Annotated in this window: 23 protein-coding genes and 3 pseudogenes; 19 read left to right on the top strand and 7 right to left on the bottom strand. The window is 62.1% G+C overall.

All coding sequences use genetic code 11. The features are described from left to right. Nucleotides 1–16 precede the first annotated feature (16 nt). The gene (locus AC07PF_RS30180; protein WP_494614362.1) at nucleotides 17–1,003 is read right to left on the bottom strand and encodes a malate dehydrogenase; all 987 of its coding nucleotides are present in this window, start codon (nucleotides 1,001–1,003) and stop codon (nucleotides 17–19) included. A gap of 249 nt (nucleotides 1,004–1,252) precedes the next feature. Between AC07PF_RS30180 and AC07PF_RS30185 the strand changes: the two genes are divergently transcribed. The 8 genes and pseudogenes from AC07PF_RS30185 to AC07PF_RS30220 all read left to right on the top strand — a co-directional run. Beyond that, nucleotides 1,253–2,041: a GntR family transcriptional regulator gene (locus AC07PF_RS30185; RefSeq protein ID WP_494614363.1), complete on the top strand. Its 789-nt coding sequence runs from the start codon at nucleotides 1,253–1,255 to the stop codon at nucleotides 2,039–2,041. 133 nt (nucleotides 2,042–2,174) lie between these two features. Next, on the top strand, nucleotides 2,175–2,609 hold the full coding sequence (sdhC, locus tag AC07PF_RS30190) for a succinate dehydrogenase, cytochrome b556 subunit (protein WP_007848467.1): 435 nt from the start codon (nucleotides 2,175–2,177) through the stop codon (nucleotides 2,607–2,609). Nucleotides 2,610–2,690: 81 nt separating this feature from the next. Continuing rightward, nucleotides 2,691–3,056 carry a succinate dehydrogenase, hydrophobic membrane anchor protein gene (sdhD, locus tag AC07PF_RS30195; RefSeq protein ID WP_494614364.1) on the top strand — a complete coding sequence of 122 codons (366 nt, stop codon included), beginning with the start codon at nucleotides 2,691–2,693 and terminating at the stop codon, nucleotides 3,054–3,056. 32 nt (nucleotides 3,057–3,088) lie between these two features. Next, nucleotides 3,089–4,894 carry a succinate dehydrogenase flavoprotein subunit gene (sdhA, locus tag AC07PF_RS30200; protein WP_494614365.1) on the top strand — a complete coding sequence of 602 codons (1,806 nt, stop codon included), beginning with the start codon at nucleotides 3,089–3,091 and terminating at the stop codon, nucleotides 4,892–4,894. Between the two features lie 28 nt (nucleotides 4,895–4,922). Beyond that, complete coding sequence (locus tag AC07PF_RS30205; protein ID WP_007848477.1) at nucleotides 4,923–5,624, top strand: succinate dehydrogenase iron-sulfur subunit; 702 nt, start codon at nucleotides 4,923–4,925, stop codon at nucleotides 5,622–5,624. A gap of 22 nt (nucleotides 5,625–5,646) precedes the next feature. Then, nucleotides 5,647–5,973, top strand: a complete 327-nt coding sequence (locus AC07PF_RS30210) for a succinate dehydrogenase assembly factor 2 (RefSeq protein ID WP_007848479.1) — start codon at nucleotides 5,647–5,649, stop codon at nucleotides 5,971–5,973. Between the two features lie 59 nt (nucleotides 5,974–6,032). Next, nucleotides 6,033–7,343 carry a citrate synthase gene (locus AC07PF_RS30215; RefSeq protein ID WP_494614366.1) on the top strand — a complete coding sequence of 437 codons (1,311 nt, stop codon included), beginning with the start codon at nucleotides 6,033–6,035 and terminating at the stop codon, nucleotides 7,341–7,343. A gap of 100 nt (nucleotides 7,344–7,443) precedes the next feature. Continuing rightward, a pseudogene (locus tag AC07PF_RS30220) lies at nucleotides 7,444–8,001 on the top strand (tripartite tricarboxylate transporter permease); the annotation flags it as partial. Nucleotides 8,002–8,258: 257 nt separating this feature from the next. Here AC07PF_RS30220 and AC07PF_RS30225 read toward each other — a convergent pair. The 3 genes and pseudogenes from AC07PF_RS30225 to AC07PF_RS30235 all read right to left on the bottom strand — a co-directional run. Next, a complete protein-coding gene (locus AC07PF_RS30225) occupies nucleotides 8,259–10,859 on the bottom strand; it encodes an AAA-like domain-containing protein (protein WP_494614367.1) in 2,601 nt (866 codons plus the stop codon). Next, nucleotides 10,859–12,490: an alpha/beta hydrolase gene (locus AC07PF_RS30230; RefSeq protein WP_494614368.1), complete on the bottom strand. Its 1,632-nt coding sequence runs from the start codon at nucleotides 12,488–12,490 to the stop codon at nucleotides 10,859–10,861. The genes AC07PF_RS30225 and AC07PF_RS30230 overlap by 1 nt, the downstream gene beginning before the upstream one ends. Nucleotides 12,491–12,636: 146 nt before the next feature. Continuing rightward, a pseudogene (locus AC07PF_RS30235) lies at nucleotides 12,637–13,175 on the bottom strand (GlxA family transcriptional regulator); the annotation flags it as partial. A 243-nt stretch (nucleotides 13,176–13,418) separates the two neighbouring features. Between AC07PF_RS30235 and AC07PF_RS30240 the strand changes: the two are divergent. The 4 genes from AC07PF_RS30240 (at nucleotide 13,419) to AC07PF_RS30255 (ending at nucleotide 15,303) form a co-directional block, all read left to right on the top strand. Further along, nucleotides 13,419–13,871 carry an Hsp20/alpha crystallin family protein gene (locus AC07PF_RS30240; RefSeq protein WP_145699214.1) on the top strand — a complete coding sequence of 151 codons (453 nt, stop codon included), beginning with the start codon at nucleotides 13,419–13,421 and terminating at the stop codon, nucleotides 13,869–13,871. Between the two features lie 39 nt (nucleotides 13,872–13,910). Beyond that, a complete protein-coding gene (locus AC07PF_RS30245) occupies nucleotides 13,911–14,333 on the top strand; it encodes an Hsp20/alpha crystallin family protein (RefSeq protein WP_494614369.1) in 423 nt (140 codons plus the stop codon). 42 nt (nucleotides 14,334–14,375) lie between these two features. Next, nucleotides 14,376–14,903 (top strand): Hsp20/alpha crystallin family protein, encoded by a 528-nt coding sequence (locus AC07PF_RS30250; RefSeq protein ID WP_494614370.1) that lies wholly within the window; start codon nucleotides 14,376–14,378, stop codon nucleotides 14,901–14,903. A 163-nt stretch (nucleotides 14,904–15,066) separates the two neighbouring features. After that, the gene (locus AC07PF_RS30255; RefSeq protein WP_494614371.1) at nucleotides 15,067–15,303 is read left to right on the top strand and encodes a hypothetical protein; all 237 of its coding nucleotides are present in this window, start codon (nucleotides 15,067–15,069) and stop codon (nucleotides 15,301–15,303) included. 66 nt (nucleotides 15,304–15,369) lie between these two features. On the opposite strand, the gene AC07PF_RS30260 is transcribed toward AC07PF_RS30255, so the two are convergent. After that, on the bottom strand, nucleotides 15,370–16,416 hold the full coding sequence (locus AC07PF_RS30260; protein WP_494614372.1) for a GlxA family transcriptional regulator: 1,047 nt from the start codon (nucleotides 16,414–16,416) through the stop codon (nucleotides 15,370–15,372). Between the two features lie 216 nt (nucleotides 16,417–16,632). Here AC07PF_RS30260 and AC07PF_RS30265 point away from each other — a divergent pair, with 216 nt between their 5' ends. Next, a complete protein-coding gene (locus tag AC07PF_RS30265; protein WP_494614388.1) occupies nucleotides 16,633–17,748 on the top strand; it encodes an S-(hydroxymethyl)glutathione dehydrogenase/class III alcohol dehydrogenase in 1,116 nt (371 codons plus the stop codon). A gap of 13 nt (nucleotides 17,749–17,761) precedes the next feature. Continuing rightward, entirely contained in the window at nucleotides 17,762–18,625 is an 864-nt protein-coding gene (fghA, locus tag AC07PF_RS30270; protein ID WP_494614373.1) for an S-formylglutathione hydrolase, read from the top strand. 15 nt (nucleotides 18,626–18,640) lie between these two features. On the opposite strand, the gene pcp is transcribed toward fghA, so the two are convergent. Next, nucleotides 18,641–19,294 carry a pyroglutamyl-peptidase I gene (gene pcp / locus AC07PF_RS30275; protein WP_494614374.1) on the bottom strand — a complete coding sequence of 218 codons (654 nt, stop codon included), beginning with the start codon at nucleotides 19,292–19,294 and terminating at the stop codon, nucleotides 18,641–18,643. Nucleotides 19,295–19,421: 127 nt separating this feature from the next. Between pcp and AC07PF_RS30280 the strand changes: the two are divergent. The 5 genes and pseudogenes from AC07PF_RS30280 to AC07PF_RS30300 form a co-directional block, all read left to right on the top strand. Beyond that, a pseudogene (locus AC07PF_RS30280) lies at nucleotides 19,422–19,547 on the top strand (LysR family transcriptional regulator); the annotation flags it as partial. 97 nt (nucleotides 19,548–19,644) lie between these two features. Next, nucleotides 19,645–20,349, top strand: a complete 705-nt coding sequence (locus AC07PF_RS30285) for a LysR substrate-binding domain-containing protein (RefSeq protein WP_494614375.1) — start codon at nucleotides 19,645–19,647, stop codon at nucleotides 20,347–20,349. A gap of 225 nt (nucleotides 20,350–20,574) precedes the next feature. Continuing rightward, nucleotides 20,575–22,353, top strand: a complete 1,779-nt coding sequence (locus AC07PF_RS30290) for a phosphoethanolamine transferase (protein ID WP_494614376.1) — start codon at nucleotides 20,575–20,577, stop codon at nucleotides 22,351–22,353. Nucleotides 22,354–22,495: 142 nt separating this feature from the next. Continuing rightward, nucleotides 22,496–22,786, top strand: a complete 291-nt coding sequence (locus AC07PF_RS30295) for a putative quinol monooxygenase (protein WP_494614377.1) — start codon at nucleotides 22,496–22,498, stop codon at nucleotides 22,784–22,786. A gap of 11 nt (nucleotides 22,787–22,797) precedes the next feature. Next, on the top strand, nucleotides 22,798–24,024 hold the full coding sequence (locus AC07PF_RS30300; protein WP_494614378.1) for an L-dopachrome tautomerase-related protein: 1,227 nt from the start codon (nucleotides 22,798–22,800) through the stop codon (nucleotides 24,022–24,024). Here AC07PF_RS30300 and AC07PF_RS30305 read toward each other — a convergent pair. Beyond that, nucleotides 23,981–24,886: a LysR family transcriptional regulator gene (locus AC07PF_RS30305; RefSeq protein WP_007862321.1), complete on the bottom strand. Its 906-nt coding sequence runs from the start codon at nucleotides 24,884–24,886 to the stop codon at nucleotides 23,981–23,983. The two genes, AC07PF_RS30300 and AC07PF_RS30305, sit on opposite strands and share 44 nt — an antisense overlap. Nucleotides 24,887–25,353 lie beyond the last annotated feature (467 nt).

The following is a 25,353-nucleotide window of genomic DNA, read 5'->3' on the forward strand; positions in this document are numbered from 1 at the left end:
GACTTTTGGCTACCGATTACAGCAGGTGCTTGACGCCGTCTTGCTCGCCTTGCAGCTCGGCCAGGGTCTTGTCGATGCGCTCTTGCGAGAAGGCGTCGATCTCCAGGCCTTCGACCAGCTTGTACTCGCCGTTTTCGCAGGTGACAGGGAAGCCGAACATGGTGTCCTTGGGGATGCCGTACTGGCCGTCCGACGGGATGCCCATGGTGACCCACTGGCCGTTGGTGCCCAGGGCCCAGTCGCGCATGTGGTCGATGGCGGCGTTGGCAGCCGAAGCAGCCGACGACAGGCCGCGCGCTTCGATGATGGCGGCGCCGCGCTTGCCCACGGTGGGCAGGAAGGTGTTGGCGTTCCATTCCTGGTCGTTGATCATCTTGGCGACGCTTTCGCCGTTGATGGTGGCGAAACGGTAGTCGGCGTACATCGTGGGCGAGTGGTTGCCCCAGACGGTCAGCTTCTCGATGTCGGCCACGGCCTTGCCGGTCTTGGCAGCGATCTGGCTGGCAGCGCGGTTGTGGTCCAGGCGCAGCATGGCGGTGAAGTTCTTGCGTGGCAGGTCAGGTGCCGACTTCATGGCGATGTAGGCGTTGGTGTTGGCGGGGTTGCCGACGACCAGCACCTTCACGTTGCGCGAAGCCACGGCGTTCAGGGCCTTGCCCTGTGCCGTGAAGATGGCGCCGTTGACGGCCAGCAGCTCGGCGCGTTCCATGCCCGGGCCACGTGGGCGCGAACCGACCAGCAGCGCGTAGTCGGCGTCCTTGAAGGCGGTCATCGGGTCGCTGTGGGCTTCCATGCCGACCAGCAGCGGGAACGCGCAGTCGTCCAGCTCCATCATCACGCCCTTGAGCGCCTTCTGGGGGCCTTCGACAGGGACTTCGAGCAGTTGCAGAATGACCGGCTGGTCCTTGCCCAGCATTTCGCCGGAGGCGATACGGAACAGCAGTGCGTAACCGATTTGACCAGCGGCGCCGGTGACGGCAACGCGAACGGGCTTCTTGCTCATGGTGAGAACTCCAGGGAAGTGAGGAAATCAGGGGGTGTGTGCAACGCAAGCACCAGCGCCTGTTACCAGCAGCCCGTGCCCCGCAAAACAGCCTTGGAGTGTACCGCCGATTCAATACCCTGGTCAATTTGTCTTATGTCTTATATAAGATATGATCGGGACCCTGAAAAAGCAAACTGGGGAAGGTGTGCGCCTGCCCGTTCGCAGCGCACCACACGCCCCCAGCCACAGCCCCATTCTCCGACTGCCATGTCCTCGCTACCGCTCAACGCCGACACCCCTGCACAGCCTGCGGCCAGCGCGGGCTCTGCCACGCCGGCTTTCAGCCCGCTGTACCAGCAGATCAAGGGCCTGATTCTGCAAAGCCTGCAGCAGGGCGAGTGGAAGCCCGGCGAGGCGATCCCCAGCGAGATGGACCTGGCCGCGCGCTTTCGGGTGAGCCAGGGCACGGTGCGCAAGGCCATCGACGAGCTGGCGGCCGAGAACCTGGTGATGCGCCGCCAGGGCAAGGGCACCTTCGTGGCCACGCATGCCGAGCAGCATGTGCAGTACCGCTTTTTGAAGCTCATGCCCGACACCGGCGACGCCCGCGTGGAGGGCCGCGCCCAGCGCCAGGTGATCGACTGCAAGCGCGTGCGCGCCAGCGCCGACGTGGCGCGCGCGCTGGCGCTGCGCAGCGCCGACCCGGTGGTGCAGGCGCGGCGCGTGCTGTCGTTTGCGGGCGTGCCCACCATCCTCGAGGACATCTGGCTGCCGGGCCAGGCTTTCAAAGGGCTGACGGCAGACCAGCTGGCCAGCTACCAGGGCCCGACCTACGCGATGTTCGAAATCGATTTCGGCGTGCGCATGGTGCGCGCCGAGGAGAAAATACGAGCCGTGTTGCCTGATACCGAACAGGCTGCGGTGCTGAAGGTGGCACCGGGCACGCCGCTGCTCAGCGTGGAGCGCATTGCGTATACCTACAACGACGTTCCGATGGAGTTACGGCGCGGGCTGTACCTCACGGACACCCACCACTACCGTAATGAACTGAGCTGACACTACCCTGGCAACTGAGCGGAAATGTCGGCATTAGGGGCGACTTGAAACCGCGTGTGTTGCGTTGCAATAGAATTTTGCGTTCTTTGCATGTCCAAATTACAAAGCAGTTACATCCACGAAAGCACAAAACATGACCGAACTCGCCAAAAAACGGCCTGAATTCCGCAACATCAATGCCTTCAAGGACCTGACCACCTACCGCATGACTCCTGCAGCGTGGGTCTCGATCCTGCACCGCGGCAGCGGGCTGATCATGTTCCTGTTGCTGCCTTTCATCATCTGGATGTTCGACACCTCGGTGTCGTCCGAAATCTCGTTCGCCCGCTTCACCGCTGCGTTCAACATCGGCATCGGCTTCGTGCCCGGCTGGTTCGTCAAGCTCGCGGCCCTGGCCCTGATCTGGTCGTACCTGCACCACTTCACGGCCGGCCTGCGCCACCTGTGGATGGATGTGAGCCACAGCGCCGTGAACAAGCAGTTCGGCAAGACCTCGGCCCTGGCCGTGCTCGCCATCAGTATCCCCCTGACCCTGGTGCTGGGTGCCAAGCTGTTCGGCCTGTACTGACCGCTCGACAAACCCCATAAAAAAAGGCAGCGGCCGCTGCCCCAAGTGCTCCACGCAGAACAAGACAAAAGGAAAACATCCATGTCCGTCAATTACGGTTCCAAGCGCGTCGTCGTCGGCGCCCACTATGGCCTGCGCGACTGGCTCAGCCAGCGCGTTACCGCCATCCTGATGGCGCTGTTCACACTGGCCCTGCTGGTCCAGGTGATCTTCAACAAGGGCCCCATCGGCTACGACAAGTGGGCCGGCATCTTCTCGGCCCAGTGGATGAAGGTGCTGACTTTCACCGTGATCATTTCGCTGGCCTGGCACGCCTGGGTGGGCGTGCGCGAAGTCCTGATGGACTACATCAAGCCCGTGGGCCTGCGCCTGGTGCTGCAGGTTTTCACCATCGTCTGGCTCGTCGGCTGCGCCGGCTGGGGCATCCAGGTTCTGTGGCGTCTCTGATTGATCCCCCCCGCGACTGAAGGCAAACAACAATGAGCTACTCCAAAGCTAACATCACCAAGCGCAAGTTCGACGTCGTCATCGTCGGCGCCGGCGGCTCCGGCATGCGCGCCTCGCTGGAACTGTCCCGCGCAGGCCTGAACGTGGCCTGCCTGTCCAAGGTCTTCCCCACCCGCTCGCACACGGTGGCAGCGCAGGGCGGCGTGTCCGCATCGCTGGGCAACATGAGTGAGGACAACTGGCACTACCACTTCTACGACACCATCAAGGGCTCGGACTGGCTGGGCGACCAGGACGCCATCGAGTTCATGTGCCGCGAAGCGCCGAACGTGGTGATCGAGCTCGAACACTTCGGCATGCCGTTCGACCGCAACCCCGACGGCACCATCTACCAGCGCCCCTTCGGCGGCCACACCGCCAACTACGGTGAAAAGCCCGTGCAGCGCGCCTGCGCCGCGGCCGACCGCACCGGCCACGCCATGCTGCACACGCTGTACCAGCAGAACGTGAAGTCCAAGACCAACTTCTTCGTGGAGTGGATGGCGCTGGACCTGATCCGCAACACCCAGGGCGACGTGGTCGGCGTGACCGCGCTGGAGCTGGAAACCGGCGACCTGTACGAGCTGCACGCCAAGGCCGTGCTGCTGGCCACCGGCGGCGCGGGCCGCATCTTCGCGGCGTCGACCAACGCCTTCATCAACACCGGCGACGGCCTGGGCATGGCGGCACGTGCCGGCATCCCGCTGCAGGACATGGAGTTCTGGCAGTTCCACCCCACCGGCGTGGCCGGCGCGGGCGTGCTGCTGACCGAAGGCTGCCGCGGCGAAGGCGCCATCCTGCTCAACAGCAATGGCGAGCGCTTCATGGAGCGCTATGCGCCCACCCTGAAGGACCTGGCACCGCGTGACTTCGTGTCGCGCTCGATGGACCAGGAAATCAAGGAAGGCCGTGGCTGTGGTCCGAACAAGGACTACATCCTGATGAAGCTCGATCACCTGGGCGCGGACACCATCCGCAAGCGCCTGCCATCGGTGGAAGAGATCGGCCACAACTTCGCCAACGTGGACATCACCAAGGAACCGATCCCTGTGGTGCCCACCATCCACTACCAGATGGGTGGCATCCCCACCAACATCAACGGCCAGGTCGTGGTGCACGACGGCCAGCAGAACAACGTGGTCAACGGCCTCTACGCCGTGGGCGAATGCTCGTGCGTCTCGGTGCACGGCGCCAACCGCCTGGGCACCAACTCGCTGCTGGACCTGCTGGTCTTCGGCAAGTCGGCCGGCAAGCACATCGTGAGCTACGTGAAGGGCTTTGGCGACAACCTGGCCGTGCCTGCCGACGGTGCAGAGCGCACCCTGGCGCGCCTGAACCAGCTGCAGGACTCTACCGAAGGCATCTACGCCCAGGACGTGGCCAACGACATCCGCTCGAGCATGCAGCAGCACGCCGGCGTGTTCCGCACGCAGGCCAGCATGGACGAAGGCACGGTCAAGATCAACGCCATCCGCGAACGCGTGGGCGGCGTGACCCTGAAGGACAAGTCCAAGGTCTGGAACACGGCCCGCATGGAAGCCCTGGAAGTCGACAACCTGATCGAAGTGGCCCAGGCCACGATGACCTCGGCCGCGGCCCGCCGCGAATGCCGTGGCGCGCACACGGTGTACGACTACGAGCACCCTGCCGACCACGCTGAGTTCCCGCTGGGCCGCAACGACAAGGAGTGGATGAAGCACACCCTGTGGCACAGCGCGAACAACAGCCTGACCTACAAGCCTGTGAACCTCAAGCCCCTGACGGTGGACAGCGTGCCTCCCAAGGTCCGTACGTTCTGATGAACCAGCAGCCTCACGAAAGAACAACATGAAGCGCACCTTTCAAATCTACCGCTACGATCCGGACAAGGACGCCAAGCCCTACATGCAGACCATCGAGATCGAACTCGATGGCCACGAGCGCATGCTGCTGGACGCCCTGGTCAAGCTCAAGGAGCAGGACCCGTCGCTGTCGTTCCGCCGTTCGTGCCGCGAAGGCGTGTGCGGCTCGGACGCGATGAACATCAACGGCAAGAACGGCCTGGCGTGCCTGACGAACATGAACACCCTCAAGGGCACCATTGTTCTGAAGCCCCTGCCCGGCCTGCCGGTGATCCGCGACCTGATCGTGGACATGACGCAGTTCTTCAAGCAGTACAACTCGATCAAGCCCTACCTCATCACCGAGGACCTGGCCCCCGAGAAGGAACGCCTGCAGAGCCCCGAAGAGCGCGAAGAGCTCAACGGCCTGTACGAGTGCATCCTGTGCGCGAGCTGCTCCACGAGCTGCCCCAGCTTCTGGTGGAACCCCGACAAGTTCGTGGGCCCCGCCGGCCTGCTGCAGGCCTACCGCTTCATCGCCGACAGCCGCGACGAAGCCACGGGTGCGCGCCTGGATAACCTGGAAGACCCGTACCGCCTGTTCCGCTGCCACACCATCATGAACTGCGTGGACGTGTGCCCCAAGGGCCTCAACCCCACGATGGCCATCGGCAAGATCAAGGAACTGATGGTGCGCCGCACTGTCTGACCCTCTTGAGACCCGTACTGCCATGTCCGAGACCCTGACCCCCGTCGCCCAGACGCCGGCCCCTACCGACCTGCTGGACGACCGCGAGCGCGCCAAACTGCACTGGCGCTCGCGCCGCGGCCTGCTGGAGAACGATCTCTACATCGAGAACTTCTTTGCGCTGCACGGGGCCACCATCAACTGGCGCCAGGCCTACGGCATGACCCAGTTGATGGACCTGGCGGACAACGACCTTTTGGACCTGGTGCTCGCCCGCCGTGAGCCCGAAGGTCCGCTCGATACAGAAGAAGTGCGTGAAGTACTCGGCATGCTGCGGCTCAGTGGTGGCGCAGCGCGGCCCCGGGCCTGACCTGGAGACAGGGCCCCTTACCACCGGAATTCCGGCAAACCTACCCAAGGAAAGTAACAATGAAGCTAGCTGACAACAAAGCCACCCTGTCGTTCAGTAACGGCAGCCCCAGCGTAGACCTGCCGGTCTACCAGGGCAGCATTGGCCCGGATGTCATCGACATCCGCAAGCTGTACGCGCAAACGGGCATGTTCACCTATGACCCGGGCTTCCTGTCGACGGCAGCGACCCAGTCGGCCATCACCTACATCGATGGCGACAAGGGCGAACTGCTGTACCGCGGCTACCCCATTGAGCAGTTGGCCCAGAACTGCGACTTCCTGGAAACCTGCCACCTGCTGCTGTACGGTGACCTGCCCAACGAAGCCCAGAAGACCGACTTCACCAGCCGCGTGACCAACCACACCATGGTCAACGAGCAGATGCAGTTCTTCCTGCGGGGCTTTCGCCGTGACGCGCACCCCATGGCCGTGCTGACCGGCCTGGTGGGCGCCCTGTCGGCCTTCTACCACGACAGCACGGACATCAACAACCCGCAGCACCGCGAGATCGCTGCCATCCGCCTGATCGCCAAGATGCCCACCCTGGTGGCCATGGCGTACAAGTACGGCGTGGGCCAGCCCTACATGTACCCGCAGAACAACCTGAGCTACGCAGGCAACTTCCTGCGCATGATGTTCGGCACGCCCTGCGAAGAGTACAAGGTCAACCCCGTGCTGGAACGCGCGCTGGACCGCATCTTCATCCTGCACGCAGACCACGAGCAGAACGCATCGACCTCCACCGTGCGCCTGTGCGGCTCGTCGGGCACCAACCCGTTCGCAGCCATCGCCGCCGGCGTGGCCTGCCTGTGGGGCCCTGCCCACGGCGGCGCCAACGAAGCAGCGCTGAACATGCTGTATGACATCCAGGCCCAAGGCGGCGTGGAAAAGATCGGCGAGTTCATCAAGCAGGTCAAGGACAAGAACTCCGGCGTCAAGCTCATGGGCTTTGGCCACCGCGTGTACAAGAACTACGACCCCCGCGCCAAGCTCATGCAGGAAACCTGCAACGAAGTGCTGGCCGAACTGGGCCTGGAAAACGACCCCCTGTTCAAGCTGGCCAAGGAACTGGAAAAGATCGCCCTGGAAGACGACTACTTCGTGCAGCGCAAGCTCTACCCGAACGTGGACTTCTACTCCGGCATCGTGCAGCGCGCCATCGGCATCCCCGTGAACCTGTTCACCGGCATCTTCAGCCTGGCCCGCACGGTCGGCTGGATCGCCCAGCTGAACGAAATGATCGGCGACCCCGAGTACAAGATCGGCCGCCCACGCCAGCTGTTCACGGGCTCCGTGCGCCGGGATGTGCCGCCCATCGGCAAGCGCTGATCGGCAGTTGCCTTACGAAGGCCTTATTGGCCTTTGCGGCATGGCACAACAGACAAGCCCGCTTCGGCGGGCTTTTTCATGCTCAAAGCCCTTGCAGGTGGGTGCTCGGACCGCGCTCATCCCGCGGCTGAGGCTTGAGCATTCCCCCACGCATTGATAGCGCTGGTAATGGGCACTACGACCACCCACAACATCCAGCCCCGCCCTGTTCTGGGGCCTGATCACATCGATGTGGCTCGACAACCTGGTGCTGGTGGTGCTGACCCTGCCCATGATAGGCCTGTGGCTCAAGCTGTTGTCCATCCCCTACAAGTGGCTGTTCCCCGCCATCGTGCTGTTCTACGCGATTGGCGTGTACTCCGAGATCAACAACACTTTCGAGATCTGGATGGTGGCCGTCTTCGGCGTGGTGAGCTACGTGTTCCACAAGCTCGTCTCCGAACCTGCCCCGTTGCTGCTGCTGATTTGGGGCCCATGATGAAGAGAGCGTATGCCGCGCATTGCTGCTGTCGCGCGGGGACTGGAATGTGCTGGTGACCCGGCCACTGTCGGCATCGCTGCTGGCGGTGGCGGCGGTCTGCTGTTAACTGTGTTGTTGCCTTCTGTGAGCAAGAAGCAGGAGGAGGCGTTTTGTGAAAGATTGCTTGGATACCTTTAGGACGCACCATCGTGCGCCTTGGTTGCCAGACCGAAGCGCCTGACCGCAGCCGTGAAAGGGCGGCGGCCACGCGCTTTTCTTTTTGGAGTGCGGGGTTTTAAGACTCACCGGTTGATAGAGGCGCCAGCATTGCGCCTCTGGCGGCAGGCTTCAAATCGAAACCACTCAAAAAAGATACCGTAGAAGCTCTTTGCAGAACTCAATATCAAAAATTTAAATCAATGCCGAATCAAAATAAGCCAGAATCAACGTACCCCTCAATCAGCCTTCCCAATCAACTCACAAACCCCTCGCCTAATATCATTTTCATATTTTTTAAACTTCCCCCTGATAGTCTTATCGCCATATTTCACCAACACATAGTCATTAGGCTTTATTTTTAATCCATTTCTAACATCCACGCGCGAACCAAACTTCGCAAGCAACCACGTCAATTGCGACTGCATAAGACGCCCATGATTCCTATTAAAGCCTTGAAAAACAAAATCCCCTAAAGCTGAAATTTTTTCGTGCAAAAATCTAGCAGCAGCTATTTGCCCATGCGTTGGATGTGACGCAAAAGCTATATGTGCATCAATAAATTCAATCAACAATACTAAACTATTTCGCTCCAACTCCGGAAGACTAGGATTTTCCTTTAGAAATACTTTTAGCAATTCAACTGCTTTATTCGATGTCGAAAAACCAGCTCCATTCATGCTATGAATTGCAATATTATTCAATATCCTCACATCCTCCGCCCTAGGCGAATGCATATCATCAAAAGAATCGATAAAATCCCTTCCATATTTTGAAATCTTTTCAGGCGAAATAAACATAATAGAGCGCCACATATTTCTACGCTCTAATAAATTAAATTCCTCAAATTGCGCATTGAGACCCACCTCTAAAAAAGCCGCTGTCAAAGCATTGTCACTACGAGAAAATGCCAAATTTGCAAGCTCAGGAAAAACCTTCGATTGACTCAAGCCAATTTTCGCTTCAGAGTAAATATAGGACATCGCCTGTGATACTTGATTGACGGGTAGTCTACGAAGCACATCAAAGAGTGTCTTAACATCTACCGTATCAGGCTTTAAGAACGCAAAACTGGAGAATCCTTTGCACCCTTTAAGAAATGCCAACCCCTGATTTATGACAGTATTTTTTACCTTATTGCTTCCAGCATCAAACAGTACCAAAAGCAGCAAAATTTTAGTGTTTATTGCGGCAAACTCCATCCCAGAACTTGCAACTGAAGCAGCACGCTCACGCGCACCTTGGCGTAAAAGTGTTTTAGCGAAACAATAATGCACGCGAGCTAAGATTTCTGTTTGCGGCCTGAACAGGTAAGTAGAGCCTAAAAGCTCTGCGCGATCATCCAACAGCTTTTTGCAAAGGCTTTCTATACCATCCAGAGGTATTGTTTCAGGCCCCTCAAGTGCCGCATATATGTAGTCAACCGCCGCCTCATAATAAAACCTACCTGAATATTTAATATCCAAAAGACTGCGCAACTCAACCACAGCCTCGGAAAATTTCTCACTATGCAAATGTGCAGAGCCTTTGAGATAGGAAATTTCAACTAAGTCGCCTTTTCCCGCATCTGGATGAGTCAGTAGCTTTTGACTGCTTAAATTCTCGATCACATCCAGAAATTCGCCGGAATAAAACTGCGCTCTTGCCAGCCATAGCTGAGCTTCGACTTCTTCTGCGCCTTTCGCAATCTTCAGTGCCTCAATGAACTCGTTCGCAGCGACATAGTAATTTTCGTTATTAAAGCTCTGCACACCTTTGTCAATAACCTCCCTAGTAGACTCTGATGGCAGAGTTATCAAAAAATTAAACGACAGCGACTCTTCCAAAACTTTATTTTTAAAGGAAACCATTTCTTGCTTTTCAGCCATCTTGGTAATTCCGGCAAGATAAAGTTTAGCTCTAATTGATTCCGTAAGAATAGCTGATGTGCCATACTGCATTGCAATCAGTGCCGCCCTAATATCCTTATTCTCCCGAGCCAAACGCTTAATATTATCAATTGGAGCACTCTCAACATCAGACATGTATAGTCTTTTTGCAACTTCATCAACCAAACTGGGCGACAATACTCGCCCCTCCCCATACAGATCCTCCAACTCAGAAGCCATATCCCAAGTAATTCTGGGGTGTCCACTGGCCCAATCGTATATGCTTTTCGCAATAAAATCATCCTTGGGCAATATTGACTTATCCAGCAACTGCTTCGTCTCTTCTAAAGAAAAGTCATCAAGATAAATTTTTTCGCCAATATTAAAAGGTGAAATATCCTTGTTCTTAATGATATCCGCCGGTTCAGCCACCCCAGACAAAACATAAGTCAACCGCTCAAAAACAGGGAAGTTACTTCGAAGAAAATACACACTTCTTATAAATGAAAAAACCTGATCCGAATAAGTCCACTTATTCAATGCATCGATTTCATCCAAGCAAACTATGAGCTTTCCGGGAAACACGGAAAGAATATCACGCAGCTCGGCCTCATGTTCTTTGTGAGGAGGTCTAGACAAGGAACTTCTTTTTGAAAGAAGAGAATTTTTCCACCCCTCATTCAATTCAAAAGTAGTGATATCAAAAAAAGTATCGATGATATTTCTAAAAAATGAACGTGAATCATGAAAACCATTAGAACAGTCAAGAAATACAAAACTATTTTCAGCGTATTCGAACGCGCGCTTTGCATTCAGAAGTAGATTCGTTTTCCCCATTTGCCGAGCCACAAGAACGTAGCCAGGCCGACCCATGTCATTTAAAATTCTTGCGAGCTGCCGATCTGCACTTCGCTCTACATAAAGCTCTGGTGGAACAATTGGCAGCGGCTTGAGAACTTTCTCTTGTTTCATCATTTGACCTCACTCAACGCTCTCGCTAACGCCATTTGTGAGCTCACTCGGTCATCCGCGTGATGAATCGCCCTGAAAAAGTTCTTTATAAAGCGAGGCAGCCCTTTAGCACCTTCTATAACAGATGAACGCTCATTAGCCACGAAATCAACTAGATTTAATTGCCTCGCAATCATATCAAAAAGCACCTTCAAATATTCGTCAGCCCATAGCTCCGCCTCAACAAAATTAATACGTTCTCGCATTTTTTGAGAAATCGAATCACTCGGAGGTGCTGATATCGAACAAATCAGAAAATTAACATTATTCGAATTAGCTTGCTTAGCAGCATCCAGAATATTACCAATCATATTAGCCAGCACAGAAATCCCATCGGGCGCGATAGGAACTTCATCCAAAAAAATCGGAATAGTTGTTTCCGCCGTCCTTTCATTAATCAACTGTACCGCTCGCTGGTGGAGATTTAGCTGATTAACATCCTCATCAGGACTAAGTCGAAAAATAATATCCACTAACAGCTGATCTTTAGCCGACGCATCATCCAGATGGCCCAAATGAATTTCAGCCGTTTTTCCTCCAAGCCGTTCAATTACGCGCTTAGCCAATGAGGTCTTCCCTACACCCGATTTCCCGTATATCCAAACGCTGCGATTTTTTATTTTAACGGCCAACGACTCGTCAATAGGCCGCACAACGTAAAATTCAGAATGCGCGCCGCCATAAACCTCGAACAATGGATTTGCCACCGGGAGAAGCGCCTTACTAGACTTAAAATTTAGCGAACTGCGCAACAACACTGGCTTCAGCTTCTCTTGGTAAAAAAGAGCAAGACTCTTATGAGAAGCGTCCTCTAACGAAGAAGGCTTAGCAATAGTAGAATGATTTGTCTTGGCAATAATTTTTGTCGATCCAAAATATCTTGCCGCATTTTCTGCAGCAACAATTGGCTTAGTCCTAATAGGGAGATACTTCGACATAATAGGTCCATTTTGCTCACAAACCTCCGCTCCGACCAAAGCATTAAACCGATTATATTCCAGAAGCTTCCGAAAACGCTCATCAATATCCACCAGTGCCGCACTACTTTTTTTCAGCTCTGAAGCAATTTTATTACCATAGAGCCGCCCCACCGCACCCCAATTATCTGCGTATTCAGAGCCCAGAGTAGGCGATGCAACCAAGAAAAGTCCAATCGTTTTTCCAGAAAACCTTTGCGAAGATTCTTCGAGCATGCGCCGACACACCACACCGCCAAGACTGTGGCAAACAAATAGAAAATTTTGAAAGTCCAATGGACATTTTTGATCAGCATCTTTCAATCTCAACGAATCAATTAATTCAGAGGCACACTGCCTAATATCATATTCACCAGAATTAATAGACGTATGAAAGCCGCCGAGATAAACAGAAGCACCACTAAATCGACTATCATCCATGACTATTTTTGGCCAATAAGATCCGCTGGATGAACGCCAGCATTTATTTGAATCGGACAAAAATCCATGAACGAAAACAATAACCAACTCGGATCCCGAAAAAGAGAACCAGCCGTTATTGGCGCATTCATTCAAAGTATTAGGAGATTCATTTCTATAAATCACCTGCCGCAATCCGTACATCCATCCCATCATGCCCGCCCCACCAGCTCTTACGCTGCCATGTTAATTTGGATTATCACCAACCGTAGTACCAGTCAAGTTTTAATTGACACATGTAGTTGTACATATTTTTACAAGGATAACCTTAAAAGTGGCGGCTTGCATTGTTAAGCGTTGAGTCAAAGACTCATCCAAATCACTGCCTCCCCGGCCCCAAACCTCTCCCGATACGCTTGCGGCGTAATCCCCAGATGCCGCACAAACAGCTGCCTTAGCGCCTGCTCCGACCCCATGCCCACTCGCGCGGCCACGGTTTTGAGAGGCCGTGTTGCTCCACCCTGCTGCTGTGATGCTGACTCCAGCAAGCGCCACGCCCTTCCAGCCGCGCCGCATCGACAAACGCCGAGGGCGTTTGCCCCGTCTCCTGCACGAACACCCGGCGAAAGTGCCGCTCGCTCATGGCGGCGCGGGCGGCCAGCGCGGCCAGGGGCATGGGTTCGGCCAGGTGGTCGAGCACCCAGGTCTGCACTGCCTGGATGTCGCGGTGGGCGGTGCCCTGGCTGGCCAGTTGCACGCTGAACTGGGATTGGCCGCCTGGGCGCTTGAGGTACATGACCAGGTCGCGCGCCACCTCCAGCGCCAGGGCGTGGCCAAAATCCTCTTCCACCAGGGCCAGGGCGAGGTCGATGCCGGCGGTGACGCCGACCGATGTCCACAGCACGCCGTCCGGTGCGCACGTAGATGGCAGACGGCGAATGGCGGGGGGCAATGGCGCACCTGTTGCACCTTGCGCTTTTTGACGCCCCCCCGCAGGCTGCACCGCCTGTGAAGACAGGGTTTCACGCCTGCAAAAAAACCCTCTTGAAACTCTTTTGGCCGGCTCTATTTTTCCTTCCGAGCCGGCCAGGACGGTGTCCGTCCTGCCGGTGTGTTCATCAACCCACCCCTTGGAGGACCCACCATGTATGCATCGCTGTTGAATCATCCAGGCAGCCTGTTCGGTCATTTCGAGCGGCTGCGCCGTGAACTCGACGACGTGTTCGGCGCTGCCAGCCTGCCGAGCGCCATTCGATCCGTTGCCTCGGGCACCTTGCCGGCCCTGAACGTGGGGCGCACGCCGTCGAGCGTGGAGGTGTACGCCTTCGTGCCCGGCCTCGATCCGTCGAAGATCGACGTGGACCTGGACCGGGGCATTCTGCGCATCTCGGGTGAGCGGGCCAGCACCATTCCGCAGAACGACTCCAGCGTGCAGGTCTATGCGCGCGAGCGGCGCAACGGCGCGTTCTCGCGCACCGTTTCGCTACCGGACGACATCGACCCTGAAAAGGTGAGCGCGAGCTACCGGGACGGCGTGCTGCAGGTGAGCATCGCCCGCAAGGAAGCGCCCCAGCCCACGCGCATCGCCATCCACTGAAGGCCGACGGAACCCACAGACCATCGAGGAGAACCCATCATGACGCAGCAACAGCAACAACAAGTCACCACCACCACCGGCGCTGCCGCCGCCAACACCCGTGGCAACAGCGCGGTGGAGCAGGATCTGCAGCATTCGGTGCTGCCGGCCGTGGACGTGTTCGAGAACCCGCATGGCATCACCTTGCTGGCCGACATGCCCGGCGTGCCGCGTGAGCAACTGGATATCAAGGTAGAGGGCGAATCGCTATTGATCGAGGGCACGGTGCAAACCCGCATGCCGGAGGGCCTGGAGGCGGTGCATGCCGAGGTGCGCGTACCGCGCTACCGCCGCAGCTTTGTGCTGAGCCGCGAGCTGGATACCGACGGCATTCAGGCGCAGCTCAAGGATGGCGTGCTGTCACTGCACATTCCGAAAAAGGCCCATGCGCAGGCGCGCAAGATTCCCGTGGCGATCCACTGAGCTGCGGGGGGCACACAACACCACCATTGCCGGAGAATGAACATGAACCCTATGGCAGCAAAACCTAAGCAGGGTGTGGGCTCCCTGTGGAGCGCAATGTCCAGCGGCTGGCGTGGCCTGTTAGCCCGGGCCCGGCAGGCCTGGGACCAGCACAGGCCGCCGCTGCGGGCGCCAGTTGGCCGAGCAGCCGATGATGAAGCCGGCCCGTTGCGCAACCCGGTGTCACGCATCAAGGGCTGGGCCTTCATGTCCGCCGCGGTGCTGGAGGATGAGCGCGCAGTGATCGTGCGGATCGATGCGCCGGGCATGCAGCGCGAGGATTTCAGCATCGAGGTGCAGGAGCGCGCGCTGAAGGTGCGGGGCGTGCGGCGCTCACAGTTCCACCAGGCCCGCACAGGCGGGTGGCAGGTGTCGCAGTGGGCTTACGGCTCGTTCTACCGCTACCTGGCACTGCCTGCGCGCGTGCAGGCCGCGCAGGGCGTGGCCGTGTACCGCGACGGGGTGTTGCGCATCGAGATACCGAAAGCCGAGCGCGATGCCGTGAGGCACATTCCGGTGCGGTCAGCCTGACCGCGGCCAGGGCCCTGTGGGAGCAGCAGCGGGACCAGTAGGCCCCCAGGCTCCCAAGGGGTTGCGCGGCGGGCCGTCTCACTCAACGCGCCGACATGGTTCTTGAAATCACCATGGCAGCCCTTATTTCCACGGGCATCAAAAAAATTCTGGAGCACATGCCATGCCTATCGAGTTCCTTCGTGAAATTGCCGATGCCGAGTTGCCGCTCGCTGTGTCGGACGAGGGCCAGATCGACAAGCTCAGGGTGTTGGCGGCTGCGGGGATGGTCACGGCATCGTTGCCGCCAGCGGGCACTGGCGGGCCGGCCCAGGTGCTGACCGTGACCGGCCTGGGCCGCGCCACGCTCAAGGTGCGCGAGCTGCGCCGGCAGGAGCCCCTGCTGATGCACTCCACCTGAGCCCCAGGGGGCACGGCCCGGGCCGTGCCCTACCCTTGTTTCAGTCCCGCTCAGGACTGCTGCGATTCAGCGGCGCCCCGGCCCGCCAAACCGCTCCCGATACGCCTGTGGCGTGATCCCCAGATGCCGCACAAACAGCTGCCGCAGCGCCTGCTCCGACCCCATGCCCACGCGCGCGGCCACGGTTTTCAGCGGCAAAGCGGCCTGCGGCTGGGATGTTGACTCCAGCAACCGCCGCGCCCCTTCCAGCCGCGCGGCATCGACAAACGCCGATGGAGTTTGCCCCGTCTCCTGCACGAACACCCGGCGAAAGTGCCGCTCGCTCATGGCAGCGCGCGCGGCCAGCGCGGCCAGGGGCATGGGTTCGGCCAGGTGGTCGAGGACCCAGGTCTGCACGGCCTGGATGTCGCGGTGGGCGGTGCCCTGGCTGGCCAGTTGCACGCTGAACTGGGATTGGCCGCCTGGGCGCTTGAGGTACATGACGAGGTCGCGCGCCACCTCCAGCGCGAGGGCGTGGCCAAAATCCTCTTCCACCAGGGCCAGGGCGAGGTCGATGCCGGCGGTGACGCCGGCCGACGTCCACAGCGGGCCGTCGCGCACGTAGATGGCATCGGGGTCCACGTCGATGGCGGGGTAGCGTTGGCGCAGCAGGGCGGCCACGCTCCAGTGGGTGGCGGCGCGGCGGCCGTCGAGCAGCCCGGCGGCGGCCAGGAAGAAGCTGCCGGAGCACAGGGCGATCATGCGGTCCACGCGCGGGGCGACGCGGGCGGCCCAAGCGACGAGGTCGGGCGAGGCGGCCAGCACCTGCTCGATGTTGCGCGAGCCGACCAGCACCACGGTGCAGCCTGTGCCGCCCTCTTGTTGCTCCAGCTCGGCAAGGGTGTGGGTGGCCGTGAGGGCCATGAGGGTGTCGGACTGCACGGCCCCGGCCTGGGCCGCCACCACGCGCACGGCGTAGCCGTCGGGCCGGCCGTGCTGGCGCAGGTGGACGTTGGCGTAGTCGAACACGGACATGGGGCCCACGGCCTCCAGCGCCTTGAAGCCGGGGTAGACGACGAGGTCGATGCGGTGGGGCTGGCCGGCGGGGTGGTGGTGCGGATGGTGGTTGTCCATGGGCGAGCGGGTGCAGGGCAAGGCGATGGACTATACGGGAGGCCATGTCCGCCAGGGGCATGAACGATGGAATTCGGCCATACCCCCAAGGTCTGCGGCCATGGGTTTCTGCATGCGCTGCACATGGCCTACAGTCATGCAGTCCACCCGTGCCCGGAGGTCGCAGAACCTCAGGCCCCCTCCCCTTTACCAACCCATCACCCCAACACCATGACCATCAAATCCAAAGCCGCCGTGGCCTTCAAGGCCGGAGAACCCCTGCAGATCGTCGAGATCGACGTGGCACCGCCCAAGAAGGGCGAGGTGCTGATCCGCATCACCGACACGGGCGTATGCCACACGGATGCCTTCACCCTGAGCGGTGACGACCCCGAGGGCCTGTTCCCCGTGGTGCTGGGCCATGAGGGTGCGGGCATTGTGGTGGAAGTGGGCGAAGGCGTGACCAGCGTGAAGCCGGGCGACCATGTGATTCCGCTGTACACCGCAGAGTGCGGCGAGTGCCTGTTCTGCAAGAGTGGCAAGACCAACCTGTGCGTAGCGGTGCGCGCCACGCAGGGCAAGGGCGTGATGCCCGATGGCACCACGCGCTTCAGCTACAACGGCCAGCCGATCTACCACTACATGGGCTGCTCGACCTTCAGCGAGTACACCGTGGTGGCCGAGGTGTCGCTGGCCAAGATCAACCCCCAGGCCAACCCCGAGCAGGTGTGCCTGCTGGGCTGCGGCGTGACCACGGGCCTGGGCGCGGTGAAGAACACGGCCAAGGTGCAGGAGAGCGATACGGTGGCGGTGTTTGGCCTGGGCGGCATTGGCCTGGCCGTGATCCAGGGCGCCAAGCTGGCCAAGGCGGGGCGCATCATCGCGATCGACACCAACCCGAGCAAGTTCGACCTGGCCAAGACCTTTGGCGCCACGGACTGCATCAACCCCAAGGACTTCGACAAGCCGATCCAGCAGGTGATCGTGGAGATGACGACCTGGGGCGTGGACCACAGCTTCGAGTGCATCGGCAACGTGAACGTGATGCGTGCGGCGCTGGAATGCGCGCACCGCGGCTGGGGGCAGTCGGTCATCATCGGCGTGGCCGGTGCGGGGCAGGAGATCTCGACCCGGCCCTTCCAGCTGGTGACGGGCCGCAAGTGGCTGGGCACGGCCTTTGGCGGCGTGAAGGGCCGCAGCGAGTTGCCCGGCATGGTGGAAGACGCCATGGCCGGCAAGATCCAGCTGGAGCCGTTTGTGACGCACACCATGGGTCTCAAGGACATCAACGAAGCCTTCGATTTGATGCACGAGGGTAAGTCGATCCGCTCGGTTGTGAAATACGCCGCTTGAGGCTCTGCTGAACATGTCTTCCACATCGTTTGAACTGCTCAGCGAGCACGCCTGCTTTGGCGGCGTGCAGCGCTTTTATCAGCACGCTTCCACCGAGATCGGGCTGCCGATGAAGTTCTCGGTTTACCTGCCGCCAGCGGCGCAGCAGGGGCCCGTGCCGGCCCTGCTGTACCTGGCGGGGCTGACCTGCACCGAAGAGACCTTCATGGTCAAGGCCGGGGCCCAGCGCCTGGCGGCCGAGCTGGGGCTGGCGCTGATTGCGCCCGACACCAGCCCGCGCGGCGCCAATGTGCCGGGCGAGGCGGAGAGCTGGGACTTTGGCGTGGGCGCGGGCTTTTACCTCGATGCCACGGCCGAGCCCTGGGCGCGCCACTGGCGCATGGAAAGCTATGTGGTGAAGGAGCTGCTGCCGCAGGTGGCGGCGCAACTGCCCGTGGATGGCGAGCGCCTGGGCATCTTCGGCCACTCGATGGGCGGACATGGCGCGCTGACGCTGGCGCTGCGCCATCCGGGGCGGTTCAAGAGTGTGTCGGCGTTTGCGCCCATTTGCGCGCCCACGCAGTGCCCCTGGGGCGAGAAGGCTTTCACGGGCTACCTGGGCGCGGACCGCACGGCCTGGATCGAGCACGATGCCACGGTGCTCATGCAGCACCAGCCGGTGGCGCCCTACCCTGCGGGCATTCTGATCGACCAGGGGCTGGCCGACAAGTTCCTGCCCACGCAGTTGAACCCGCGCCTGTTCGAAGAGGCCTGCCAGGCCATTGGCCAGCCGCTGACGCTGCGCCAGCACGCGGGCTATGACCACGGGTACTACTTCATCCAGAGCTTCATGGCGGACCACCTGGCGCACCATGCAAAGCAACTGGCAGGGAGCTAACGGCCTCTTGACCCGTCAGTGCTCGGCGCCGCCGCCAGCGCGGATGTCACTGGCCACAGCGAGCGAGGTGGCAACCATGGTGCGCACCGCCTGCGTCACCATCTCGCGGGCCAGGCTGGGTGCGCCGGGGTGGCGCGTGGCCATGCTGGGCAAATAGGGCACATGGATGAAGCCGCCGCGCAGGGCCGGCCTGCGCGTGGCGATGTGGTGTGCCAGCGCGTAGAAGATGGCATTGCAGTTGTAGGTACCGGCCGTTTGCGATACCGATGCGGGGATGCCCTGCTCGCGCAGCGCCGCCACCAGCGCCTTGATGGGCAGGGTGGAGAAATACGCGGCGGGGCCGCCGGGCACCACGGGCTCGTCCACCGGCTGGCGGCCCGCGTTGTCGGGGATGCGCGCGTCCACGATGTTGATGGCCACGCGCTCCACGGTGATGTCGGCGCGTCCGCCGGCCTGGCCCAGGCAGAGCACCAGCACCGGGTCCAGTTCTTCGATGGCGGCGATCAGCACGGGGCCCACCTCGGCAATCACGCAGGGCAGCTGGCGTGCCACCAGGCGGTGGCCGCCGCCGATGTGCTCGCCATCGAGCACGCGCACGGCCTCCCAGGAGGGGTTGATGGTTTCGCCATCGAAGGGTTCGATGCCGGTGATGAGGATGTTGCGGGTCATGGGGTGGCCATCCTAGGCCGGAGCGCGCCGGCAGGGAAATGGATTTCCGGCATGCGTCGTATCCACGGCGTGAATGGAGGGTGCTGCATTGCACTTGGGTTAGATTGAGGCCATGAACCTCGCCGCGATGGACCTGAACCTGCTGCTCACGTTCGAGGCGCTGTACGAGACCGGCAGCGTGACCCTGGCCGGCCAGCGCCTGAACCGGGCCCAGCCCTCGGTGAGCAACGCGCTGGGCCGGCTGCGCCACGCGTTCCAGGACGAGCTGTTCGTGCGCACGGCCGACGGCATGGTGCCCACCGAGCGCGCGCAGGCGCTGATCCCCCGGCATTGCGCTGGCGCTGGAGCAATTGCGCCGCGCGCTGGCACAGGGCCTCGACTTCGACCCGCTGGCCGCGCAGGGCCGGCGCTTCACGATGGCGACCAGCGACTATGCCGACATGGTGCTGGTGCCGCACATCGTGGCCCTGCTGCGGCGCGAGGCGCCCGGTGTGGCGCTGCGCGTGGCGCGGCTGAACCGCGAGACGGTGTACGAGCAGCTCGACCAGTCGGGCATCGACCTGGCGATTGGCGGCCTGCTCGATCCGCCCAAGCGCATGCTGCAGCAGCGGCTGTACGAGGAGCGCTTTGTCTGCATCGGCGACCGCGAGCGGCTGGGCCCGCCGCACGAGGCCCTGGACCTGGAGACCTACCTGGGCCAGCCGCATGCGCTGTTCGTGCCCAGCGACAACGGGTCGAGCCGCGGCGTGATCGACGTGCACCTGGCGCGCCTGGGGCGCGAGCGGCAGGTGCTGGCCACCTTTGCGCACATCGCGGCGCTGCCCTTTGCCGTGCGCGGCACCGACCTGCTGGCCACCATGGCAGAGCGGGTGGCGCGCCTCATGGCGCCCGAGGGCACGGCCATCCGGGCCCTGCCGCCCGAGCTGCAGGACACAGCCTTCGGCATCGACATGGTCTATGGCCGCCGCTCGGAAAACGACCCCGCGGCCCGCTGGCTGCGCGCCCTGGTGGTGCGGGCAGCGCTGCAGGTGGACGACAACGCGCCAGGGGACTGACCGCACGGGGCCAAGCAAGCGCTAAGGGAACGCTAAGACGGCGTTAATGTGCACTTAAGTCTGGGGCGGGAGACTGCCGCCCATGCCCCAGATCCTCGTCCGGCCCAGCCCCCTCTCCTTCTCCTCCAGCCCCCACGCCGCAGGAGCAGCACAGCAGCAGCAGAAGAACCAGCGACGAACTGGCGGTAATGCGCCCGTAAGTCCCAGGCCCGGAGACTGCCCTCCATGCGCCTGACCTTCCTGCAGCTGTCGCGGCCCCTGCTGTCGCCCTCGTCTTCCGCCCCGCATGCCACCCGCCCGCTCCCCTCGGCACCGCCGCGGGCGCTGCACCCGGCCTGGGCGGTGCTGCTGGTGAGCCTGTGGCTGGCCACGGTGTGCAATGTGCCGCTGTGGCGCGAGGTGGCGGCGCTGCCCGGCCAGGGCAGCCTGCGCGGCTGGGGCTTTGCGCTGGCCTTCGGCGCCATCGTCACGGCGGGCAATGCGGGGCTGCTGGCCCTGCTGGCCTGGCGCTGGACGCTCAAGCCCGCGGCCGCGCTGCTGGTGCTGATGGCGGCGTTTGGCGCCTACTTCATGCTGGCCTATGGCATTGCCATCGACGCCAGCATGCTGACCAACGTAGTGCAGACCGATGTACACGAGGCCGGCGACCTGCTGAGCCTGCGCATGCTGCTCACCGTGGCTGCGCTGGCCGGACCGCCGCTGGTTTGGCTGGCCCGCACGCCCCTGCGCCGCCTTGCGCCGCTGCGCCAGGTGGCGCACAACGGCTTGCTGGTGCTGGGTTCCATCGTGGTCATCGTGGCCAGCGTGCTGCTGGTGTTCCAGGATTTCTCGTCCACCATGCGCAACCACACCAAGCTGCGCTACCTGATCAACCCGCTCAACAGCGTGTACGCACTGGGCAATGTGGCCACCAAGCCCCTGCGCATGGACAACCACACGCTGATCCCCGTAGGCCGCGACGCCCACCTGGGCGCCAGCTATGCGGGCCAGGCCAAGCCGCCGCTCTTGGTGCTGGTGCTGGGCGAGACGGGGCGCAGCGGCAACTTCGGCATCAACGGCTATGCGCGCGACACCACGCCGCTGCTGTCGGCCCGCGGCAAGGAGCTGGTGAGCGCGGGCAACGCCTGGTCGTGCGGCACGAGCACGGCGGCATCGGTGCCGTGCATGTTCTCGCACCTGGGCAAGAGCGGCTACGAGGGTCGCTCGGCCAACTTCGAGAGCCTGATCGATGTGCTGCACCATGCGGGCCTGGCCGTGCTGTGGCTGGACAACCAGTCGGGCTGCAAGGGCGTGTGCGACCGGCTGGGCGACACCAACACCGCCAACCTCAAGGACCCCGAGCTGTGCGCCCACAAGGGCGAGTGCCTGGACCGCATCATGCTCAAGGACCTGGACGCGCGCATCGCCTCGCTGCCGGCCGAGCAGCGCCAGCGCGGCACGGTGGTGGTGATGCACCAGCTGGGCAGCCATGGGCCGGCGTACTTCAAGCGCTCGGCGCCCGATGCCAAGAAGTTTGTGCCCGAATGCGCATCCACCGCACTGCAGGAGTGCAGCCGCCAGCAGGTGGTGAACGCGTACGACAACAGCGTGGTGGAGACGGACCGCTTTCTCGACGGCGTGCTGCAGTGGCTGGGCCGGCAGGACGCCACGGCCCAGACGGCCATGGTGTACGTGGCCGACCATGGCGAGTCGCTGGGCGAGAACAACATCTACCTGCATGGCCTGCCCTATTCCATCGCGCCCGATGTGCAAAAGCACGTGCCCTGGATCACCTGGCTCTCGCCCGCGATGCAGGCGCGCATCGGCGCCAGCACGGCCTGCTTGCAGCGCGACCTGCGCGAGCGGCGCATCACGCACGACCACTATTTTCATTCGGTGCTGGGGCTGATGGATGTGCAGACGGGGGCTTACCAGCCCGAGCAGGACATGTTCACGCCGTGCCGGGATGCGGGGGCGGCGCAGGCGAAGGTCGATTCGCCGGTGGCGGTGCCGCGCAAGTCCTGAACGGAGCGGCAACGCACGAGCGCGCGGAGCGCTCGGATTCTTTCCCTGGCGTGCACAGTCTGTGCACTGCAGACCGGTTTTTCAAACCGGCATGGCGACCTATCTTCGGTGATCCCATTCACCAGCAAGAAAGTTGTCTCCCATGCCGGATCTCATCATCGTTGCGCACGTCAAGGCCAAGCCCGGCCATGAAGCGGCGCTGGTTGCCGCCCAGGTCGAACTGGTCGGCGTTGTCCGCAGCCTGCCGGGCTGCATTGCCTACGAACTGCACGAAGCCGAGGGCACGCCCGGCGAGGTGGTCTTCTTCGAGCGCTGGCGCGACCGCGCGGCGTGGGAGGCGCACATGGCCGGACCGCACATGGATACGTTTCGCGCCAACGCGGGGCCGATGATCGGCGTGTTCGAGCTGTTCCAGATGCGGCAGGTGGCGTGATGGTGGTGCATGTGCTGAACACCCCCCTGCTGCGCGCCGCGGCAGTCGCCCTGGCTGCCGTGCTGGCCGCCACGTCCACGGCCCATGCGGGCGATGCCCCGGCGCTCGAGCGCTGGCGCTCGTACACCGGCGTGAGCTGGGACCCCAAGGCCCCTGCGGCAGGCCGGTTTGCGAACTCGGTCAATGCACCGATTGCCGGGCTGCATTTCGACGCACGGGGCCGCGCCTTCGTGACCACGCCGCGACTGGTGTCGGCCGATGCGCCGGCCACGCTGAGCATTCTGGACACCCGCGCCCAAAGCGGCCCAGCGCGGCTCACCGCCTTTCCGTCGCAAGCCGCCAATGCGGTCGGCGGCCCCGGGGGCGCGGTGTTGCGCAATGTGCTGGGCTTTTACGTGGACCGGCACAACCAGTGGTTGTGGGCGCTGGACATGGGCTTTGTCGCGGGCGAGAAGGTGGCGCCCGAGGGCGCACAGAAACTGGTGGTGCTGGACCTGCGCACGGGCCGTACCGTCAAGGCCATTGCGCTCGATGGCGTGGCCGACCGCACGGGCAGCTTTCTGAACGACGTGGCGGTGGACGAGCGCCGCAAGGTGGCGTACATCGCCGACAGCGGCATGCGCAGCGCGCCCGACAACCAGGTCGGCCTGATCGTGGTGGACTTTGCCAGCAGCCAGGCGCGCCGCGTGCTCGACAAGCATGCCAGCCTGCAGATCGAGCCGGGGGTGAAGGTCGTCTCGCACGGCGAGGAGGTCTGGCCCGGCAACCCGCTGCTGCTGGGCATCAACGGCGTGGCACTGTCGCCCGATGCGCAGACGCTGTACTGGACGGTGACCACGGGCACGCGCCTGCGCGCCGTGCCCACGGCCCTGCTGCGCGATGCGGGCGCCAGCGATGCCGAGCGTGCCGCCGCCATCCGCGACCTGGGCGCGGTGGGCGGCAACACCGATGGCATCGTGGCCGATGCGGCCGGCCGCGTGTACATCACCGACGTGACGCGCAACGGCATCGTGCGCTACGACCCTGCCACCCAGGCCCTGGCCCTGCTGGCCGCCGATGAAGGTGTGCAGTGGCCCGACACGCCGGCCATCGGCCCCGGGGGCGCGCTGTACTTCACGTCGAGCCGGTTGAACCACCACTTTGCGGGCGCGGTGAAGGCGGGGGAAGAGCGCTACGAGCTGTGGCGGCTGCCGATCATCCAGCGGGCAGGTGCTGCCCGCGCGCGAACCAGTCCTTGAGAAAGGCCACGCACAGCGAGACCTTGCGCGGCACCAGCCGCCGCTCGGGGTAGATGGCGTAGAGCACCAGCGGCGGGCGCTCGACAGTGGGGAACAGCTCCACCAGGGTGCCCGCGGCGATCTCTTCGCGCGCCACGAAGTCGGGCAGCACGGCAATGCCCAGGTCGGCCATCACCAGGCGCTTGAGGAAGAGCGTGCTGTTGGCGCGCATGCGCGGGGCCACGCTGACATGCGTGTCGCCCGCCCAGCGCAGCGGCCAGCGCGCGCCGGCCGTGGCGTAGGCATACGCAAAGCAGGCATGGCCCGCCAGGCCGTCGGGCGACCCGGGGTGGCCCTGGCGTGCCAGGTAGGCCGGCGTGGCGCACACGTGCAGGTCGAACGCCGCGATGCGCTGGGCCGTGTAGCTCGAATCCTTGGGGTCGGTGGTGGCGCGCAGGCCCAGATCGAAGCCCTCGGCCAGCAGGTCCACGTGGCGGTCGCCGAGTTCCAGGTCGAGCTCGACCTGCGGGTGCGCAGCCGCAAAATCCGTGAGCGCCGCACCCAGGTCGGCCAGGCCCAGGGCCATGGGCGCGTTCAGCCGCAGCCGGCCTGCAGCTGCGCCTGCCGCACCCGCGGCCTCGGTGTCGGCCTCTTCCACGGCCAGCAGCACTGAGCGGGCCCGCTCCACATAGGCGGCGCCCACCTCGGTCATCGACACGCGGCGCGTGGTGCGGTGCACGAGGCGCGCGCCCAGGGTCGCCTCCAGCTCGGCAATGGCCTTGCTGGCGGCGGATGCGGACATGTCAAGCTCTGCCGCGGCGGCGGAGAAGCTTTCGAGCTCTGCCAGGCGGATCAGCAGGCGGAAGGTGGCGAGTCGTTCCATGGCCTGGACTGTAGCCGGGCTGCCGGGCTGGGCGGGTGCAGAGGGTTTCAAGGGGTTGGCATGGCCAACTGCCGCTTTGAGGGCGTGCTTTGGTTGAAGGCGGGGGCCGGGGTGTGCGCCCGGCGGCGCAGTAACTTTCTCTTGCGTCGCCAAGAGAAAGTCACCAAAGAGAAGGCGACCCGCTGCCCGTGTCCCCACCCGCCCGGTGGGCGGGTGGGGCAGCCTGCGATGCTCGGTCCTGGGGTGTGCCGCAGAACTCGCTGCGTTCTTCGAACTCCGCTCAAACAGCTGCGGCAAGCCAGACAACGATGCGCGTGTCCTGCGGCACGCGCTCACCCCAGGCCCTGCGCTTCTCAGCACGTCCAGAAGGGATTGGGGGCCCCACACGGGCCATCGCTGCGCTCGGCCTCATTTGCCTCGCTGCGCTTCGGCCTGTCGGGAGCGCGTAGCGTGTCACCGACCCCAGG

It is taken from the genome of Acidovorax sp. GW821-FHT10A04 (assembly GCF_059415825.1).